The organism is Ignavibacteria bacterium, assembly GCA_013177855.1.
GTDB lineage: Bacteria > Bacteroidota > Ignavibacteria > Ch128b > Ch128b > Ch128b.
Window position 1 is genome coordinate 47,938 of record JABLYA010000001.1, and the last position, 21,740, is coordinate 69,677.

At 32.6% G+C, this 21,740-nt stretch carries 10 protein-coding genes; 7 read left to right on the top strand and 3 right to left on the bottom strand.

What is annotated here, in order from left to right; translation table 11 throughout:
* The first annotated feature begins 502 nt into the window (after nucleotides 1-502).
* From HPY57_00205 to HPY57_00215, 3 genes are read left to right on the top strand one after another with little or no spacing between them, the layout of a single operon-like run.
* Nucleotides 503-2,182, top strand: a complete 1,680-nt coding sequence (locus tag HPY57_00205; GenBank protein ID NPV10202.1) for a M1 family metallopeptidase — start codon at nucleotides 503-505, stop codon at nucleotides 2,180-2,182.
* An 8-nt stretch (nucleotides 2,183-2,190) separates the two neighbouring features.
* Nucleotides 2,191-2,910 (top strand): UDP-2,3-diacylglucosamine diphosphatase, encoded by a 720-nt coding sequence (locus tag HPY57_00210; GenBank protein NPV10203.1) that lies wholly within the window; start codon nucleotides 2,191-2,193, stop codon nucleotides 2,908-2,910.
* 17 nt (nucleotides 2,911-2,927) lie between these two features.
* A complete protein-coding gene (locus HPY57_00215; protein ID NPV10204.1) occupies nucleotides 2,928-5,237 on the top strand; it encodes a PBP1A family penicillin-binding protein in 2,310 nt (769 codons plus the stop codon).
* A 940-nt stretch (nucleotides 5,238-6,177) separates the two neighbouring features.
* Here HPY57_00215 and HPY57_00220 read toward each other — a convergent pair.
* Nucleotides 6,178-7,803, bottom strand: coding sequence for an alkaline phosphatase family protein (locus tag HPY57_00220; GenBank protein NPV10205.1), 1,626 nt, complete (start codon nucleotides 7,801-7,803; stop codon nucleotides 6,178-6,180).
* A gap of 140 nt (nucleotides 7,804-7,943) precedes the next feature.
* Entirely contained in the window at nucleotides 7,944-11,807 is a 3,864-nt protein-coding gene (locus HPY57_00225; protein NPV10206.1) for a S8 family serine peptidase, read from the bottom strand.
* Between the two features lie 362 nt (nucleotides 11,808-12,169).
* Here HPY57_00225 and HPY57_00230 point away from each other — a divergent pair, with 362 nt between their 5' ends.
* On the top strand, nucleotides 12,170-15,043 hold the full coding sequence (locus HPY57_00230; protein ID NPV10207.1) for a T9SS type A sorting domain-containing protein: 2,874 nt from the start codon (nucleotides 12,170-12,172) through the stop codon (nucleotides 15,041-15,043).
* A 117-nt stretch (nucleotides 15,044-15,160) separates the two neighbouring features.
* Here HPY57_00230 and HPY57_00235 read toward each other — a convergent pair whose 3' ends face one another.
* Nucleotides 15,161-17,254 carry a 2-oxoisovalerate dehydrogenase gene (locus tag HPY57_00235; protein NPV10208.1) on the bottom strand — a complete coding sequence of 698 codons (2,094 nt, stop codon included), beginning with the start codon at nucleotides 17,252-17,254 and terminating at the stop codon, nucleotides 15,161-15,163.
* Nucleotides 17,255-18,097: 843 nt separating this feature from the next.
* Here HPY57_00235 and HPY57_00240 point away from each other — a divergent pair.
* The 3 genes from HPY57_00240 to HPY57_00250 are packed head-to-tail and all read left to right on the top strand — an operon-like array spanning nucleotide 18,098 to nucleotide 21,725.
* A complete protein-coding gene (locus HPY57_00240; GenBank protein ID NPV10209.1) occupies nucleotides 18,098-19,546 on the top strand; it encodes an FAD-binding protein in 1,449 nt (482 codons plus the stop codon).
* Nucleotides 19,543-20,442, top strand: coding sequence for a YARHG domain-containing protein (locus HPY57_00245; protein ID NPV10210.1), 900 nt, complete (start codon nucleotides 19,543-19,545; stop codon nucleotides 20,440-20,442). The genes HPY57_00240 and HPY57_00245 overlap by 4 nt, the downstream gene beginning before the upstream one ends.
* On the top strand, nucleotides 20,439-21,725 hold the full coding sequence (locus HPY57_00250) for a (Fe-S)-binding protein (protein ID NPV10211.1): 1,287 nt from the start codon (nucleotides 20,439-20,441) through the stop codon (nucleotides 21,723-21,725). Before HPY57_00245 ends, HPY57_00250 begins: the two co-directional genes overlap by 4 nt.
* Nucleotides 21,726-21,740: the final 15 nt, after the last annotated feature.

Consider the following 21,740-nt stretch of genomic DNA (forward strand, 5'->3'; position numbering starts at 1 on the left):
TCCAGAATGGATGAAATTATTATAGGAAAAGTTGCTGGGATAGGAAATTATAAATCCCGAAGGGATGACATTGTGAGCAACGAATGAATAATCAAAATTTCATATAGTTAGAAATTTACGATTAATTTGTTATGTCACTCCTTCGGAGTTTGGATTTTTGTGCTTGTGTACATTTCATTCTATCTATAATAATTTCACCACTTCGTGGTTGTGTGTTTTTGATAAATTATTTCAATCAATTTAATTAAAGGCTAATCTGAAGAGCGGGATGGATGATAAATAACATTTTATTTTGATTATGAAAAAATTATAAAAAGAAACCTGGAAGGTTTCATTACAATTTTATGTGCACAATATTTTAGTGATAATCTTCCTCAAAGAATTTTGAAATTCAAATTCAATTTCTTCTTCTTTGAAACAAAAATTATTCACGACGACTTGTTAATCTTTATCTTGCAAAACATTAATTGAAAATACATTACCAAATCTTATTTTTGACTCGATGAAAAAATTATTTGTCATAGGCTTTATTCATTTAATCTTTTTATTGAACCTTTACTCGTTTCTTCTCAAATCGAATGATTTTCCCTTCATTAAAAAAGATTTTATTGGATTTATTTATGATCAATCTCAATCATTTATTTTTCAAACTAAAATAGATACAATTTATGATGACCTTAAAAACATTTATTCAATCGATTCAATCTTTCTAGACTTATTCATTGATTACGAAAAAGAACAGGTTAACGGAATAGAAGAACTTTATATCACTCTATTTGATAACAATTTTCCAAATTATCTGATATTTGATTGCGGCAGAAATATCAGGATAAAAAATATAATTCGAGATCAAAAACATTTAATCCCATTTTTCCAGAAGAACAATTTCCTATTCATTAAAAACATAAATCCTTCTAAAAATCTAAAACTCGAAATTCATTACACTTTTAAGTTTGAAGAAAGATTTTACAAAGGCTTTATTTTTGATAAATCTCGAAATCACTTCTATACTTTAAGTGAACCAAACTTTGCAAAATATTGGTACATCTGCAAAGAAGATCCATCAGAAAAATTTCTCGCAAAAGTTTCTATTACCGTTCCTAAAAATATTAAAGCAGTCTCAAATGGAATTTTAATTGATACGATCAAAATTAAAGAAGGCTGGAAAAAATTTGTCTATGCTTCGAATTACCCAATTAATCATTATTTATTGTTTGTCGCTGGCGGTGAGTATGAAATAATAAAAGATTTTGCTTCGTGGAACAAAAATGAAGAAAAATTAAATCTGGAACATTTTGTTTTCAAGGAAACTTGCAGTAGAGCAAAGGATGATCTTGAATTAATTAAGGTTATCTACAATCGATTAAAACCATTTGTGGGTGAATATCCATTTATAAAAGAACTTTATGGAATTGTAGAAGTCAGCTGGCAATTTGGCGGTATGGAACACCAGACGAGAAGTACAATTTCAACAAATGCATTTAAAGGATTGTATTCAGCATACAGTTTACAGGCACACGAATTTGCTCATCAATGGTTTGGTAATTATGTAACATGCAAAAGCTGGAAAGACATCTGGCTAAATGAAGGATTTGCAACTTATTTTGAAAATCTTGCTTATTTAAAGGAAAATGAACCTATTAAAGTAGATTTACCCAATTTAGATTTTTATGGAAGTGTCTATAAAACCGATGGATTTGTTTTCTCAAGAACAGTTTACGACAAAGGTGCATGGATACTGGAAATGTTGAGGGCAGAAATTGGTAATGAAAAGTTCTTTAAGGTTATAAAAGAGTATTTGAAAAAATTTCAATATTCAAGTGCATCAACTGAAGATTTTATTTCCATCGTTAATAAGGTAAGTGGAAAAGATTACAATTGGTTTTTCAGGCAATGGTTATTTTCAAGAATTGATAAGCCCTATTATGAAATTAAATTTACTTCAGAAAAAAAGTTTAATGATTATTTTTGCATTGTAGATTTAAAACAAATTCAACCTGAAATGATTTTCAAAGCAAATCTTGAGGTAAAATTAATATTTGAAGATGGATCGGAGCGAACTATTAATGTTTTCAATAATACAAGACATCAGATTTTATCTTTTGTTTCTCAACAAAAAATAAAACAGGTTCTGGTTGATCCTGAAAATAAAATTCTCAAAGAAGCGGTCTATAAAAATTAGAGGTAAAATTGAGCAAAGTTTATTTTGTTTCTGATACACATTTTGGTTTTTATGAATACGAAAGAGAAAAACCATTGATTGAGAAGTTTGAAAATCTCTGCAATTTAATCTGCCAGGATAAAGGTTCGCTTTATATTTTAGGTGATCTATTTGATTATTGGTTTGAATATAAATCTGTAATCCAGAAATATTCATACCGCATTTTGACCTGTCTTGAAAAAATTTCAGAGAGGGGGGTAAAGATTGTTTATTTAATTGGTAATCATGATTTTGCTCACCGAGATTTATTTGAAAAACAATTGAATATTAGATTGAGTGAAAATCCAATCAGTGAAGTCATACTTGGTAAAAAATTTTTATTAGCTCATGGAGATGGTTTGATTGGGAATGATACAGGTTATAAAATTTTAAAATCAATCGTGAGAAATAAAAACTTGCAATCACTTTATTCAAAACTGCATCCAAATGTTGGTATTGGACTTGCAAGATATTTTTCGAGAAAATCGAGACATTATACAAATGAAAAAGATTATGGTGAAAGTGATTATTTGTTTCAGTATGCAAAGGAAAAAATAAATGAAGGTTATGATTATGTTGTTATGGGTCATTCTCATAAATTCAGATTCGAAGTGATAGATGGAGGTTATTATATTAATCTTGGAAGCTGGTTAATTAAACCAGCCTATGGCTTATTTGATGGGAAAAATTTTGAAATAAAATATCTATGAATTAAACGGTGAGTGGAATGGCAGGTAAAAAAATTTCACGAGATGAAATTTACAGATATCTAAAAAATGGAGAGTTTAGAAAGAATACGCATAGAAAATTTTATCAAAGGCATAAAAAGAGCATATTGATTACACTTGGTTTAGCAATAATATTTTTTATTGCATTTGTTGTTTACATTTTTAGCGGGCTGCCATCATTTGAAGAACTTGAAAATCCAAGACCTTACTACGCTTCTAATGTTTATGCTTATGACGGCAGATTAATTGGGCAATTTTATATTCAAAATAGAATTGAGGTCGGGATTGACTCAATTCCAAAACATCTAATTAATGCATTAATTGCAACAGAGGATAGAAAATTTTACTCTCATTGGGGAATTGATCTTGACAGAATTGCGAAAGCAATTTTCTTGAATGTAATTACATTATCTCGAAAAAGCGGCGGGGCAAGTACAATCACACAGCAGCTTGCAAGAAATTTATATAAGCTTGTTGAGAAAGAACAGAATGCTCTTGATCTTGCATTAAGAAAATTCAGGGAAATGATTACGGCTGTTCAACTTGAAAGAACATTCACCAAAAATGAAATTCTTGAAATGTACTTAAACATTAGTTACTTCGGAAGAGGAAATTATGGAATTGAGGCAGCTGCTAGAAATTATTTTGGAAAGACGGTTAAACAACTAACTCTTCGAGAATCAACCATATTGATTTCTCTTTTAAGAAATCCTACTTTTTATGATCCTATTAGAAGACCTGAGAATTCTTATGGTCGCTCAAAACTTATTTTAAAACTTATGTTAGAGCAGGGATTTATAACAGAGAATGAATATAACAAAGCATTAAAAGAAGTAGTTGAATTTAAGAAAGCCCCTGAATTTACTTCGACAATTGCACCACACTTCCTTGAATATGTCAGGCAGCAGCTTGTTCAAAGAGCTGAAAAATATGAAGTTGATTTATATCGTGATGGATTGAATATTTTTACAACACTTGATTATGATATGCAGAAACATGCAAATGCAGCAGTTCAGGAACACTTAAAAGAATTTCAACCATTGTTTGAAAAATCGTGGGATTGGAAAAAGAACAAAGATAAGTTAGAGTATTACCTAACAAAAGCAATTAAATCTAATCCCGAGTACATTTCAGCGGAAAGCGAAGACGAGAAAAAATTTATTGAAACTAGATTAAGGAATAATCCTCATTTTGTTGATTCGGTTAAACACGATGCACTAAAGATCGAAGTAGGTTTTGTTGTGATAGATCCGAGAAACGGACATATTAAAGCTATGGTTGGCGGTTCAAATTTAAACTTTATGTATGGATTAAATCACGTGACTCAAATCAAGAGACAGCCAGGGTCAGCTTTTAAACCGATTGTTTATACCGTTGCAGTTGATAATGGTTTTCCTATTGCTGGTCAAATTTTAAATGAGCCTATAACTATCAGAACTGGCAATCAAGTTTATTCACCGAAAAATTCAGATGGGAAATATGGTGGATATTTAAGTCTAAGAAAAGCGTTGGCATTATCAGTAAATGTTGTTTCTGTTAGACTAATTTATGAAGGACTTGCACCATTAAACGAAATTCCTATTTACGCAAAGAAACTCGGTATAAAGAGCAAGATCAATCCATACTATTCAATTGCACTAGGCACATCAGAAGTTTCGCCGCTGGAATTAACGTCAGCTTTTTCGACGTTTGCAAATGGTGGAATTCATAACGAGCCAATTGGAATAATTCGAGTAGAAGATAAGAATGGACTTCTAATTGAAGAATTTAAATCGGAAATGAATTTTGCTATTTCACCTCAGACAGCTTACTTGATGACTGAGTTGATGAGGGGAGTTGTTGATTTTGGAACAGCTGTCGGTATTAGAAGATTTTTTAGTCTTCCAGCTGCAGGCAAAACGGGTACAACTCAAGATTTTACAGATGCCTGGTTTGTTGGATATACTCCAAGCTTGTGTGCTGGTGTCTGGGTTGGATTTGATGATCAAAATACTAAGTTTACTGGATGGTATGGGCAGGGAGCAAGAGCAGCTGCTCCAATCTGGGGAAGATTTATGCAAAAAGTTTATAATGACAGAAATATTAATTTACCATTTATGGATTTTGAGGAACCTGAAGGAATTGAATACAAAACATTTTGTGCCCAGACATTACAAACAGGAAATCCAAAGCTTGCGACTGATTATTGTCCAGAAAAAGTTACTGATCTGGTAAATTCAAAATTTACTTATGATTATTGTGATATTCATACATCAAGTGATTATACTCCAGTTGAAGTGGATACGACTAAAGTTAAGATTGACTGGTAGTTAAGAGGTAAATCTTATAATCTTAATCGATTTAAGTTTTCAAATTTTATCAGTGAAAATCTGCGCACATCTGCGTATACCATTTTTTTAAAGTTTAAGATAGGACACGGATGAACACTGATTTATAAGGATTTGCACAGATTGAAAAATTTATCTGTGAAGATTTGTGATTTTATCTGTATTTATCTGTGTTCTATTAAGAAAATAAAAATGGGAAACGGATGAACACAGATTTAGACGGATAAAAAATTTGGTAGGTCATATATAATCCTGAATCTATCGAAGAATGAAATCTTGTGGTATATCGATTGTCGAATAATCCCGAGTGAATGCAACGACAAATCGTATTTTGTTGAAAAACCTTATCTGTCATGCCGAACTTGTTTCGGTATCTATTTTTTTGACCGAGAGAGACCCTGAAACAAGTTCAGGGTGACATTGAAATTGATGAATTGTATTTTTTTGAAAGTTCTAAAAGTCATGCCGAACTTGTTTCGGCATCTAATGTTTTAACAGAGAAGACCCTGAAACAAGTTCAGGGTGACCCTGAAACAAGTTCAGGGTGACAGTGAAACAAGTTCAGCCCTGAAACAAGTTCAGGGTGACAGTGAAACGAGTTCAGCCCTGAAACAAGTTCAGGGTGACTATGAAGAGGGATGTATCGAGACAACCGACTGAGTTTGTCGAAGGGAATTTCACCCTGAGCCCAGTCGAAGGGAATTTCATACTGAGCTTGTCGAAGTGTGAACGTTCTGTTTTATATTAAAATCCCAAATAGAACACGGATGAACACGGATTTAGACGGATTTGCACAGATTTGAATTTTTTATCTGTGAAGATCTGTGTTCCAGCAGTGTTTATCTGTGTTCTATTAAAATCTGCTTAAATGGGACACGGATGAACACGGATTTAATCAGATTTACACAGATTGAAATATCCATTACTTAATTAAAGGCACACCTATACAAGCATTTGGTTCTGCAATTTTTAAAAGATTAGCTATTGTAGGAGCTATATCGACAATAAAAACTTTTTCGTTTATTGTTTGTGATGGGATTTTCCATCCATAAAAAATTAGTGGAATGTGAGTATCAAAAGTATAGGGTGTTCCGTGAGTTGTGCCCTTCTCAAGAAATCTAAACATATAACCTGGTCTTAATGTAAAAATTAGATCAGCTGACTTCGCGGGATGCCAGCCATTTAAAATTAGATTTTCATTGTCTCTCGCAGCTGATAATTTTTCAAGTTCACTTCTTCGTGCGATTGTTTGAATTTCTGGAAAAACATTCCTTAAGTAAAGTTCAATCTCTTTTTCAACTTTGTAATAATCAAGACCATTTTTCTCAATTTCATTTCGGTCAAGATAAATAAAACCATAAGAGTAAAATTCAATAATCTTATCCGTTTTGAACTTGCGAGCAGTAAATGCTTTTAATGAATCAAGAATTTTAGAGTTTGTAAGTTCACCTGAAGGGATTTTATTGTCTCTTAAATAAGCTGGAGTTTCAACTGCACCATGATCAGATGTTAGAAATAAAATATAATTCTTTTGTCCAATCTCTTTGTCAAGGAATTCAATCAGATCAGCTAATTGTCTATCCAAACGTAAATAAGTATCCATCAATTCATAAGAGTAATTTCCCCAGGTGTGACCAATCAAATCAGTTGATGAAAAGCTGACAGCTAAAAAATCGGGGACAGAATTTTTACCTAGTTTCTCATTCTTAATTGCGGATTTGGCAAGCTCAACCAAAATTTCATGTACAAATGGTGTAAAAGCTAAAGCGTTGTATTTCTCAGTATCTTTTAGATCCTTAAACGAGTGAGGGAAAGATGTTTTTCCTTCTTTGAAAAAATCAGGTTCATAAGGAGATTCATCGGGAGAATTAATTTCATAAAATTTCTTATCCAGTAATAGATTCCATTCACCAGAAAGATATTTATCAGCAAGTTTGAGTTTATTAAAATTTTTAACCCACTCAGGTAAATCTTTCATATAAAAAGATGAAGAAATAAAATCTCCTGTTTTGCTATTGTACCAGAATACTCCGTCAGCTAAAAAGCCGGCAGGTAAAATTGCACCTCGATCTTTAATGGAAATTGAAATTACTTTTGATTGTTTGTTAGTGAATAGTTTCAAGGCATCGGTGATTGTCGTTGCAAGCAAGTTTTTAGGTGATTTTTTGCCTTCATCATCATTTGAGCCTATTGAAATCACATCAGGGTCATTGACGCAATAAATTGTCTTCTTTGATGCTCTATCATAAAAATCATTATTAATAATTCCATGATAATAAGGTGTTGTTCCTGTATAAATAGAAGCGTGTCCCGGCCCGGTATTGGTTGGAATGTAATTATAATGCGCATAAGTAAAATTAGAACCTTCCTTCACTAACTTTTTAAATCCTTTTTCTGAATAAAGATCATAATATCGATATAAATCATTAAATCGCATTTGGTCAACTACGATACCAACGACTAATTTGGGCTGTTCAAGTTTTTGAGCTGAAATGTTTGTGATGAAGAATAAAATAAAGATATAAGTGAGAAATACAACTCTTTTCATTTTTTTATCCAAAATTTTTTTATTTACTGCTTTATTTCTTTTTACAAATTTAAGGAACATTTGATTAGAAGACTTTAAAAAAATTTTAAGCCCCGAGCTTTTTCTCGGGGCTTTTATTAAAGATGTGTGATTGAGAATAATTATTTAATCAAAGTTAATTTTTTGATTTGATTGAAGTTACCAGCAGATAATTTGTAGAAATAGATTCCAGAAGATAATGTTGAACCATCGAAGTCAACCTGGTGAATTCCGGCTTCAAGTTCTTTGTTAATTAATTCTGCGACTTTTTCACCAATTGAATTATAAACTGATAGGTTAACAAATACTTTTTCAGGAATAACGAATTGGATGACTGTCTTCGGATTAAAGGGATTAGGATAATTTTGCATTAGCTCATAACTCAAAGTATTTTTCCATTCTTTCAAAAGCAGTTTGTCAATTAGTGGGTTATCAATTGTAATTGTCTTTCCTTCAGTTAAAATTTGGTTGAATAACTGCTGATTAATTGCATCAGTAATTTGATATGATTTACCATTTGAATTTCTTAGTGTGATTGAAACTGGGAAATCGTTGGTTATTATTGAAATTAAATTTGCATCTGACAAATCACTTACAAATGAATTATTTATAAATCTAACATCAAAATTTCCAAATGGCGGTATTGGTGGAAGTTCTGTTTCCAAATTTTTCTCGGTTTTACCAAGATAAAGTTTTGATGATGATTTGCCATTTGAAAATTCTAAAACAGACCAATTAAATTTTTCTAAATCAATTTTATCTATTGAAGAAATTTTTGCACCGGTCAAGTTTAATGTCAATGTTCCGTTCGCAGTAGATTTTACCCAATAACCTTTACCTTTTTCAAGTGTATTTGCGACAAAATAATTATTTGTGTATCCGTAAATATAGCCTGAAATAATATTTGGTGGGTTGGTGATTAGAGAACTTACCGGAATGCTTCCGTTTAATGAACCAATCAAATTCCATCCGTTTCTAAGTGGGACTGAAAGAGTAGTTAATCCATTGCCAATTAACTGAATATTTTGACCGGTTGGGAATTTAAGCCAGTAACCAAAACCAGGGTGCAATGTATCTTTAATCACATAATTTGTGGAGTAACCATAGGCAAATGAATTTGATGAGGGGAATAATTCGTCTTTCCGAACCTGTAAAGTTTGAATTGGTACAGAAATTAAATTCCATCCCGAGTTAACATTTATGGTTGAAGTTATCAAATATGTTGTATCGGTGATGGTAAGATTAATGGGGATAATTAAATTTGATTTTGCAGAATCGTTGTGAGCGATGTTCATTTCCATTCTGTAATTTCCATTAATAAGCTCATTGGTATTAAAGAGAAGTTTTACTGACATTGAATTTCCATTTGAAATAATTCCTGAAACATTGTTGACTGAAAGCCAATCTGGTTCTTTTTGAATTTTAACCAACAAACTGTCGCTCACATAGGTTTGATTGTACGCAATAAGTAATCCATCGGTACCAGTTGCATTTTCAATACCAATTGTTGCGCTGTTAAGTGTTCCAACCATTCTAAGATAACGATATATGATTGTCCCGCTTTTTTGAATTTCGATCTGAAATGTTACTCGAGTTGTTGCATCATTGTATCTCGGAACATTATTAAATTCTACAATAAATTTATCTGCAGTTTTGTAAACATATACATTTCCTCCTGAACCTGGATTTAAATCATCCCAGAAACCATAGATTGCATTATTGGGCGCTGCAGTTGAAGGAATAGTTCCATTTGTGGGATATGTAGAAGAGAAATTTGTGAACCTTAAGTAACCATTACTTACAACTTCGACAGATGAATAATTTGTCCCATAGAATGGAAATTGGAAATTTAAAGTTTGAGTTGAATATGAATCGTCCGTCAATGTTATAGGTGTACCTAAATCTGAAATTGTTGACCAGGAGAATCTTGGACCATTTGGCTCTCGACTATCTTTCCATCTATAACCAAATTGATCAGGTCCGCCGCTTCCAAGTATTGAAAAACCATTTCCAGATTTATTAATCAATTTATTTTCATTTGCTTCTTCACTTATATCTGGTTGTAAAAACATCATAAAACTTTTTGTTGGAAATGTATGATTTTGAAGACTAACATTAAATTGAAGAGTTGATGGTTGAGAAGAGTTATTAAATATTCTTACAGAATCCTGGAAAGTAATATTTGCTGGTTTAATTAAGTTTAAAGAATCTGGATTAACAGAAATCACAGGTTTAGAAAGAGTAGTGCCGCTTACGTTGTTTGATATTGGGCTCCAATTATTCCAGACATCCCTTGAGCGTATTGCGAAATAGTAAGTTGTGTTGAAAGCTAATTTATCTATTAAAATCGATTGTGGTCTTCCAGCACTATCAGGATTTGGAGTATTTAGTACTTTTACCGCATTGTTAAATGCAACAGTATCAAGTATTGGTCCAGATGTAGAATATCGAATATCGTATTCAACAACACCACCAGGCGAATTATCAAATGGTGCTGTCCAGCTTAGTTTAATGTGATTAGAACCAATTTCAGAAACTTGAAGGTTAGTGATTTGAGTTGGTGGGACAGAATCACGATTTGCCAGATACAGGAAAGCAGCGTAAACATCAATCAATCCTTTACCATAAGTGTTATCTTCACCTGGGTCACCTAAATCAACAGCAGTATTGTAAAGTGCATACTTTAATTGTGTACCTGTTAAGTCGGGAAAAACTTGTTTTAATAAAGCAATTGCACCAGCAACATGCGGAGAAGCCATTGATGTTCCTGACATTGTTGAATAACCTCCACCACGAACAGATGAACGGACGGAAGTTCCAGGTGCAACCACTTCAGGCTTAATTAATAATGAACCTGTTCCTCCGCAAGTTGAAGGTCCTCGACTCGATGAGCTTGCGATTGGATAGCCTGAAGTATTTCCATTAATATTTCCAACTGCAAATACATTAACTTCGTTTGTATTTATATTTTTTGGTTTGGTGATTGTTGAAGCACCAGGACCGTTATTTCCCGCTGAAAATACAATAGCTATTCCTGCAGCTTCAAGAGCATCGAAAGTTTGTTTGTAAATTCCAGTGCATTCATCTGTTGCGTCAGGATCATACCAGGAATTGCTGATAACATCGGGCATATCAGTTATTGTGTTTGGATTTCCGTCTGGGTTCATTGCCCATTGAAAAGCAGCAATTGATTTACTTGTATGAGGAGATGAGCAAATTGTTTTTGCTGCAATCCATTGTGCGTTTGGTGCAACTCCAATTGTATCGGTGCCGGCACGGCCTGTCATAATTCCCATTGTGTGAGTTCCATGATCATCGCAGTCAGTTGGAAATGTTGTATTTGTTTCAGGATCAAACCATGCTTGATTTGCTGGAACAAAATTTCCTCGCCATCTTGAATTAAGAGCTGGATGTGAACCTTCAACTCCAGTATCTATGTTCATTACAAGTCTGCCTTCACCTGTAATTCCCATTTTCCATAATTTGTCTGCATTAATCACCCTTAATCCAATTTCAGAACCTTCAGTATTTTCTGGAGCTGGACCTTCATTCACATAAGGATCTAATTGTAGTATTGCATCAAAGTCCATTAGTTCAATTTCTTCACTACCGGCTAGGTCCATGATCACATTCTTATTTGCTTCGACCATTATCAAGTTTGTAATCCAGAAACTCTGAAATTGTTTTACTTCTCCTGAGTTGAGTTTCGCATTCAAATAATTAATTAATCTTGATTGTGTTGAATTTGCTTTTTCCTGTAAGGTTGTAATTACTATATAAGCTCTTTGCTGAGGAGTTGCTTTTATATCATATAAAAATTTATCAAGCTCTTCTATGTCCACTCTATCTTTAAGTAAACAAAGAACTCGTAAATATTCGATGTTTGACATATTGTTTAATTTGTACTCCAACCTTGGAGTCAACTTTGCTTGTGCGAAAAGATTTATTGAAAGAATGAATGACAAAAGAAAAAAGAAATTTTTCATTAGACACCTCACTTGGTTTAAAATTTGATTTTTTTAATGATACAAATTTAAAATATAAAAATCTACTAATTTAATTAAAAAAATTCCGAGAAATTTTATTATAAGGCATCAAATCCTATCAAAGTAAAAAAGGAAACAAAAACAAAAGTAAAAATATGGAAAAAATTTAACAGCTATTGAAACTAATATAGATTTTTAATACTTTTTATCAGCTATTTTAACTTTTGCATACAGGAAATCTACTAAATGTTCAGTCTTTATTTCAAACTATACATGCAAAAAAGAAATTCTATTTTTAGCCTTATATCGGGTTAAAAGCATAATGATAATTTTAGTAGAAATTAATAAAAAAGGAGGTTAACATGAAATCTTTAATTTATAGTAAAAGCAAGTTTTTAATACTTGCTTTTTTTTGTTTTTATTTTCTTATAATAACCACTTTAAATTCCCAAACATTCGATATAGTTAAATTCCAATTTTCAGATACTACAATTGTTGATGCTCAATTAGTTAATCTAGAGAATAGTATTATGTTAATTTATGTCAAAAATAACAATATATTTTCATCAAAATCAGAGAATTTTGGTCAGAATTGGTCAGAACCGATTTTAATTAAAAGTATAAGTTCGTTGAGTAGTATTAAGTTCTCTGCATTAAGAACAAATACAGGTCGATTAATTATAGTTTTTTTACAAGGAAGTAATATTAAAATGATTTATTCTGATGACAGCGGCAATTCTTGGTCTAATGAGTTAATAGTTGGTACTTACCTTTCAATAAGTGAAATAATGGTAACTCAAATACAGGATAATGTACTTTGGCTTACTTTTATAAAAGGAAGTAATTTGTATTATATAATAAGTAATGATAATGGTAATACATGGGGTAACGCAACTGTTTTTCTTTCAAATGTTAATGCTAAGTCTTTTTCCATAAAATCTACAGGTGATAATAAATTAATTGCGGTATTTCAGAAAAGTTCATCTGGCAATCAGGATATTCTTATATCATATAGCTATGATAATGGAAATAATTGGTCAACACCAATATATGTTTTAAACTCTGAGTTAAACGAAGAAAAACCAAGGCTTTTTTTAGATACACAAGGTTTTATTGGGTTAATTTATCAGGTACAAAAACCATTACCAGTTTATGGAATTTATCAGTACGATATTCATTATATTTTAAGTTCAGATGGTGGAACTACTTGGTCACCATCATTTCAATTTACAAGATATGTTGATGATGATATTTTATTGGGCGCTGAACAAATTCAAAATGAAATAATGATCTCATTTTTTACAACACGGTTTTCAGGTTTACGCAAAAAAGATTTGGCTACTGGTTTCTTAAATCTATCTCATGATTCATTTCCACCACCAGTTATATATAATGTTTTATTTTCTAATATTGATTTAGCTAAATCAACTTTATCAATAAAAGTATTTACATATGATGATAATGGGATTCAAGAAGTTAAAGTCGAAGTTCCCAATATGGGTATTTTTTATCTTTACGATGATGGTCTTCATAACGATAGTTTAGCTGGTGATTATATTTTTGGAAATAGCATTAAATATAGATTTGTAAATGCTATAACTATCAACAACATTAAAATACCAATAAGAAATAATGGAGTGATTGCTGATGATCGTTTTTCATTAAATTTAACAATTATTGTTAGGGATATTGATAATAAATCAAATTTCGTAGAAAAGCAATTAACTTTTAATGAAGGAGCTTTTTTTGAAGGGAATTCTATTTTATTCTCTAGTGGTTTTATGCTTTCAGGTTATTCAAATGATACAATGTGGGCTAATGGTGTTGCTACATCATCGAGAATTTTAGACTACCAATCTGGTCCGGTGGGTTCAAATCCAAATGATCCAAAAAACAAATTATATTTTATTAAAAAAGATGATCCACCTTTTGGTGATTCATGGCAAAATTGGAGAGATGCTGTATCATCAGGAGCTTATTTTTATGATGGAGATAATGATGGTATTTATAACCCTATCGATAAAAATGGAAATGGAAGATGGGACCCCAATGAAGATATGCCGGATATTTTAGGGGATGAAACTGCATGGTGTGTCTATAATGATGGTATAAGTGCAAATAATAGACGTTTTAGTGATGTAACCCCTAAAGGTATTGAAATAAGGCAAACTGTATTCGCGTCAAATAAAACAGGGTTCGAGAATACAATACTTGTAAGATATTCAATTTTAAATAAAGGAACTATATCATCTGTTTTGGATAGTGTCTATTTTTCTATTTGGGCTGATGCAGATATTGGTGACTATAATGATGATTTAGCTGGATGTGATACCCTATTACAATCTGGATATGCATATAACCAGGGGTCTGATTCATATTATGGATTTAATCCCCCTGCATTTTTTATTACACTTCTCCAAGGTCCAAAAAAATTTACTGGAAATTATTCTGATACAGCATATAATAATCGTGGAATGCTACTTGGTAAACAAGTTTTTGTTGGTTATAAGAACCTGCGTCCTTCTTCTTTTATGCATTATTATCAATCTCAACCGGTTGATTTAAGCGATCCACAATCTCGTTTTGAGGCTCGTAATTATATTTTAGCATTAACTAAATCTGGCAATTTAATTAATCCATGTAATTGGTCTTATGGTATTGTAGTAGGTGGAGTAATTTGTAATTCAATTAATCCGAGATATCTTTATTCAGGTGATCCGGTATTAAATTTTGGGTGGATTAATTCGTTTGCCGGTGATCAAAGAATAATGTTGAATACAGGTCCTTTTCAACTTAAAATCAACGAGCCAGTTGATTTAATAGTGAGTTATACTGTTGGAAGGGGAAATGACGATATGAATTCTATTACAATAGCTCGAGAATATGTAAATTCTGTTATTAACGAATATAATAGGAATTTTGGTACTATAACCTCGGTAGAAAATGACCAGTATGTAAATAACCGTTTAGAATTTAAGTTAGAGCAAAATTTCCCCAATCCCTTTAATTCAAGTACTGTAATAAGATGGCAATCAGCTGAAAGAGGTCGGATGTCGCTGGCTATTTACGATATTCTCGGTCGTCATCTAGCTACACTCGTAGATGAGGAAAGGAATCCCGGATCTTATTACGAAACTTTAGATGCTAATAAATATAATTTATCTTCAGGTGTCTATTTTTATACATTAACTATCAATAGACATAAAGCAACTAAAAAGCTTTTATTAATAAAATAAGTGACAAGGTAATAGATATTAAATACTGTTTAGCTCTCTATTTGGATATTAATTTCTGAAACAAAAAAAAGCCACCATGATGGTGGCTTTTTTATACAAGTTTGATTATGATTTAATTTAATACTGTGCTAATTTCAACGCTGCATTATAGATATCATCAACCTGTGGTAAAATTGCGTTTTCCAGAATTTTTGAGAAAGCAACTGGTGTATCTTTGCCACCAACTCTCATCACAGGTGCATCGAGATATTCGAATGCGTATTCAGCAATTAGAGCTGCAACTTCACCGCCAAATCCACCAGTTAATTTATCTTCGTGAACGACCAAAGCTTTTCCAGTCTTTTTAACAGTCTGGAAAATTGCTGTTTTATCAAGCGGTGCTAAGCTTCTCAAATCAAGAACTTCGACATCAATATTATGCTCTTCTTTTAATCTCTTTGCAGCTCTTAATGACCAATGAACTGTTGTACCATAAGTGATAATTGATAAGTCGTTTCCGACTCTTCTAACTCGTGCACGACCAAATGGGAAGCAATAATTTTTAGGTGGTCTTGGTGTGGCTGCAAATGGTTGATTGTATAAGAATTTTGGTTCAAGATATAAAGTAACTCCTCGATTTCGCATTGCGCATCTTAAAAGTCCAACAGCATCATCCGCAAACGAAGGAACAACCACCCTTAAACCTGGAAGGGAAGTAAAGACTGCTTCAAGATTTTGTGAGTGATAAAGTCCACCGCCAATATAACCACCTGATGCAAGTCTAATAACTACATTCGGGACAAATTTCCCATAACTTCTCCAATAGTCATGTGAGAGCTCAATTAATTGTTCCATTGCTGGCCAGAAATAATCTGCGAATTGTGCACCTTCAACAACTACAACGATATCATCACGATATCTTGAGAAACCTTCTGCTGTTCCAACGATAAAATCTTCAGCCAGTGGTGCGTTAAATACTCTTTTTTCACCAAATTCTTGAAGCATTCCTTTTGTAACATTGAACACTCCGCCCTTATCCTTAGAAGCGACATCCTGTCCCCAAAGGAAAGTGTTTGGATTGTTTCTAAATTCTTCCTTCAATGTTTCGTTAATTGCTTCTCTTAATGTGATCTTTGGAAGTGAGTCATCGTACTGAATTTGTTCCATTTCCTGCAATTCATGGACAGGGCAGAATTCGATTTCTCTAGGAACTACAAAATCAAAAATTGTTTTTGGATCTGGATCTGGTGCAGCTTCAGCTCTTTTTGCTGCTTCTTCGACTTCAATTTCATTAGCTCTTTCGATTTCGAGAATTTCTTTTTCTGTAAGAATATTATTGAGAATTAAATAATTTCTGAATCTTGGTAGGGGATCGAGTTTTTTAGCTTCTTCCAATTCTTCTTTAGAACGATATAATTCGTGACGATCTGAATTGCTATGGGCATGAATTCGAACACAATCGGCTTCAACCATTGCAGGTCCACGACCACTCTGGACGTAGTCAATTGCTTCCTGCATTCCTCTCCAGGAATCGAATGGATTGGTTCCATCAACAATAATTCGTTTAAGGTTTTTCATTCCTTCAAAATTTTCTGATACATATCTATTTGCGGTTTGAACAGTTAAAGGAACCGAAATTCCATATCTGTTATTTTGAATTACAAAGATCACAGGGACCTGTTCACGATTTGCTCCGTTGACTGCTTCATAAAAATATCCTTCACTTGTTGAAGCTTCACCAGAGCTGAAGTAAGCGATTTCGTCACCGCCATAAGTTTTTATCGCTCTTGCGACTCCGACTGCGTGAAGTGCATGGTTGGCGACGCAGCTTGATACATTTTGAATTCTAATTTCAGGTTTGGCGAAATGGTTACTCATATGTCTGCCGCCGCTTGCAACATCCGTTGCTTTTGATAATCCATTAAGAATTATTTCTTCTGGAGTAATACCTGCAGCTAAAACTGTGAGCATATCACGATAGTATGGAAAAAGAAAATCTTTGTTCTGTCTAAAGCTTAACCCTAACATTAATTGAATACCATCGTGACCTGCGAAAGGTGCATGGTAAGACCAGCCCTTGTTTTGTCTTAGGTAAACTGCTGCTTTTTCATCCAGGAGACGGCCAAGATGCATTAATTGGTACCATTTACGAAGAGTATTTGGGTGAACATTTAAATCTAGATCATCTAAACCGACTAGCTCGAGTTGTAAGCTGTTTTTTAAGTCTTTCATTTTTTAACCTTAATTTGTTTCTGTTATTCTCATCTCTAATATATTTAATTATTCCTCCCTTATTCAATGTAATTTTTGTGGGAGAATTCGCTCAAATAACAATTGCGTATTGAAAAAAGTTCTAAATTTTTACCCTAAAATCTGGAGTGAGTAATTTTTCGTTTTTATTTATAGCGATAAAGAAAAAGGCAAGGTTTAGAATTATTATGCAGAATTTATAAGAAGAATTGAGATTGGAGAATTTTAAAGATTCAACTCCTTCAGGGTTGGAATTTTTTTTGACGATATTACCCGAGTGCAACGCGGGGCTATTCAAATTCAACTCCTTCGGAGTTGAGAAAATTCTCCAAAAAAGAGTTTGATTTAATTTCCGTTAATTGAAAATCAAATCCAGAATGGATGAAATTATGATAGATAAAATTGAAGGCACAAGAAAAAACAAAATCCTGAAGGGATGATATTGTGAATAACAAATGAACAGGGCAAAATTTCAACACGCTGGAATTTTACAATTGATTTGATAATGTCACTCCTTCGGAGTTTTGATTTTTTAGTTTGTATGAATTTTATTCTATAAAAATTTCACCACTTCGTGGTTGATTCTACAAATAGGTCGCTCCGATGGAGCTTTGATTTTTTTTGTTCTTGTTTTCTCTACAAATAGGTCGCTTCTACGAAGCTTTTTTAAATTCAAAAAACACATCTTGACCATTCGAAAATCAAAAAATCTTCAATCTGTTCACTCATTTACAATAAAAAGATTTTTGATTTTGTTCAATTAACTAAATGTTCCTTCAAAATCCTTTCATCATTTCTTAAGTTTGAAAAAAATTGAGTCTAAAAATGAACAAAGAAATTGTCTTACGAAAAATTAAATCAATTGTCGGGAACGAAAACTTCTCAGATTCACAAGAACACAGAATTGTTTATTCTTACGATGCAACTCCTATTTTTTATCATTTACCTGATGCGGTTGTTTTTCCTGAATCGGTAGATCAAATAATTGAGATTTTAAAATTAGCTAACGAAGAAAAATTTGCAGTGATTCCAAGAGGTGCTGGTACAGGCTTGAGTGGTGGTAGCGTGCCTGTTGAAGATTCAATTGTTTTAGTGATGACTAAGTGGAGAAAAATTTTAGAAGTTGATGTAGATAACCAAACTATCCTTGTAGAACCCGGAGTAATTACCGAACAGATAGATCTTGAAGCAATGAAATATAATCTCTTCTATCCACCAGATCCGGGAAGTATTAAAGTCTGCACAATTGGTGGTAATGTTGCTGAAAATGCGGGCGGCTTGCGAGGATTAAAGTATGGCGTCACTAAAAATTATGTAATGGGACTTGAATTTATCTCGCCGACTGGAGAATTAATCTGGATCGGTGGAAAAAATTATAAAGACGTTGCTGGTTATAATTTGCGTGATGTAATGATTGGGAGTGAAGGCACACTCGGTATCTTTACAAAAATTCTTTTGAGGATTATTCCTAGACCAAAACTTTCGAAAACTATTCTTGCTGCATTCTCTTCTGTTATTGACAGCGGCAAAGCTGTTTCTGATATAACGGCTTCAGGTATCATTCCATCGATGCTTGAGTTTCTTGATAATACAACAATCAAATGTGTGGAAGATTATGCAAGAGTTGGTTTAGACACAACAATAGAATCACTCTTAATAATTGAGGTTGATGGAAAGACTTCTGAGGTTGAATATGATCAGAATAAAATAAAAGAAATTTGTCAGAAGAATAATGCTCTCTATGTCAAAATTGCACAAGATGAAAACGAAGCAAATAAATTAAAAGCAGCTCGAAGAAGTGCATTCTCAGCCTTAGCCCGAGTTAGTCCAACTACAATACTTGAAGATGCAACTGTTCCAAGATCTAAGTTGCCAAAAATGCTGGAAAAGATAAAACAGATTGTTAACGAAGAAGGTGTATTGCTTGGAAATTTTGGACATGCTGGAGATGGTAACTTACATCCAACCTGTTTGACAGATGAACGAGACAGCGAAAAATTACATCGTGCGGAAAGAACTTTTGAAAGAATTTTTAATGAAGCAATCAAGCTTGGTGGAACAATAACAGGGGAGCATGGAACTGGTTTATCTAAGAAAAAATTTCTTGAGCTTCAATTTGGAAGTGCGGGAATAGAGTTTATGAAAAAATTAAAGACTGTTATTGATCCCAATAATATTTTAAATCCTGGAAAAATTTTTACTCTAAAACCAAAATGCGAAGGCAGACTGCCTAATTCTATAAACGAAATCAAAAAATTTGAGGAACATTTATGAAAAGTAATTTTCGAAAAATTTTTATAGTGATATTCTTTTCGAAGTTACTTTTCGCTCAAAGTGAATTTAATGTCCGACTTTATAACTCTGATAAAATTTTACAAAAGGATGAAGTATTAAAATTTCTCCCTGTTGAAAGAGAACTAATTCAATCTGAAATTTTAGCAAATTACGGATACATATTCGATGACACTCTGCTTCAAAGATATTTTTTGAAACAAATCTGGTATGAGCCGAAGACGAAAGAATTCCCGCAATTAAAAGAAATTGACTCAATCAATTTTTCTCTTCTTTACGAATTAAATAAGAACAACGAAAGAACATGCTGGGAAAATGTAAAAAAGTTTAGACCCATTCTTGATGATATTCAAAAATCTTACTTCAGCTATTGTTTTGAAAATTCAAATTACAAATCGATTGCAAAACGAAGATTTAAATTAAAACCATTTAATTATTGCTTCAGACAGGTTTTTTATATTCCAAGATTAGAGTTGCCAGTTGGAGTTTGGGATTTTGAACGATTCTTTGCTGAAGAAGATTTTGATGTTAAGGAATATGCATTCTTCAAGTGGGCAAACGATGTTCGTGGGATTCTCTTTCGTGGTTATTTTTCTAAGGATGGTAAGTTGCTTCAACTTGATGAAGTTGGAGTTGATCCTGGACTCAATCTCGGAAAAGTTGTGACGGAAAATTATCTCGACTCACTTGGAAGGATTTTTGTTCATTATAATCTTGATTGCCGTGACAGCGATATTAAAAAGATTGCCAGAATTCTGGATTATGACGATAAGTCAATTAAAAAGGAAGTATTACTTCTCGAAGATGATGAATATCTGTATGTTCAAATTTCAACAAAGGAATATTTCATTGAAACTGGATTGAGGAAGAAAAAATGAATTCAGGTTTTTATTTTAATTTAGAACTGCCATCAGAAGAAATTTTATCAAGTTGTATTCATTGTGGAATGTGTTTACAAGCCTGTCCGACCTACAATTTGACATTTGATGAAGTTTCATCACCAAGAGGCAGAATTAGATTAATTAAATATGTAGCTGAAGGTAAATTGTCGCTGACTGAAAAGTTTGCTTATGAGATGAATTTTTGTCTTGATTGTCAGGCGTGTGAAACTGCCTGTCCAGCTGGTGTGAAATATGGTTCACTTGTAGAAGCAGCTCGGGTTCATGTTGAGCAAAGTGAATTTACATCATCAACTTCAAGTTTAATTAAGAAAGTGGCGTTTCGAAAAATCTTGCCTAATTTTAAGTTGTTAAAATTTCTTTCCAGACTTTTAAGATTTTATCAAAAATCATCTTTAAGAAAATGGATTGAAGGCGTTTTGAAAATAATTTCGAAAAAGCTTTATGAAGTTAATCGACTTTCTCCAGAAATATCTGATTTCTTTTCAGATGAAATTTTCCCGGAAATAGTCCCGGCAAAAGGTGATAAAAAATTTGTTGTATTATTTCCTGTCGGTTGTTTGATGAATGTAATGTTTTCCGATATAAACAAAGATACAGTTGAATTACTTTCAAAACTTGGTTGTGAAGTTATAATTCCCAAAAAACAAACATGTTGTGGTTCACTGCCAGCACATAATGGTGATTTAGAACAAGCACGAAAATTGGCAAAGGCAACAATAGATAGTTTTTCAAATTATCATTACGATTTTATTATTTCTAATTCGGCAGGATGCGGTGCATTTATGAAAGAGTATGGACATATCTTAAGCAATGATAAAGATTACTCAAAAAAAGCAAAAGAATTTTCTTCTAAGGTAAAAGATATTATGGAATTCATTTACCAAAATTTCGATTTAAATCAGCTTGGGGTTAAAGCAGATATAGATGTGACTTATCATGAAGCATGTCATTTAGTTCACACTCAAAAAATTTCAGAGGAACCAAAACAAGTTTTGAAACAGATCAAAGGTTTACGATTAATCCCACTCAATGAAGCAACCTGGTGTTGCGGCTCGGCTGGAATTTATAATATTGTTAATTATGATTCGTCAATGCAAATTCTTGAAAGAAAAATGAACAATATAAAATCTACCAATGCAAAAGTTGTATTGACTGGCAACCCAGGTTGTCTTGGTCAAATTCGTTATGGAACTGAGAAGTTTAATGTATCTGCGGAAGTAATTCATCCAGTTACATTGCTGAATAGAATCATTAATTAAATTAAAAACTTAAAA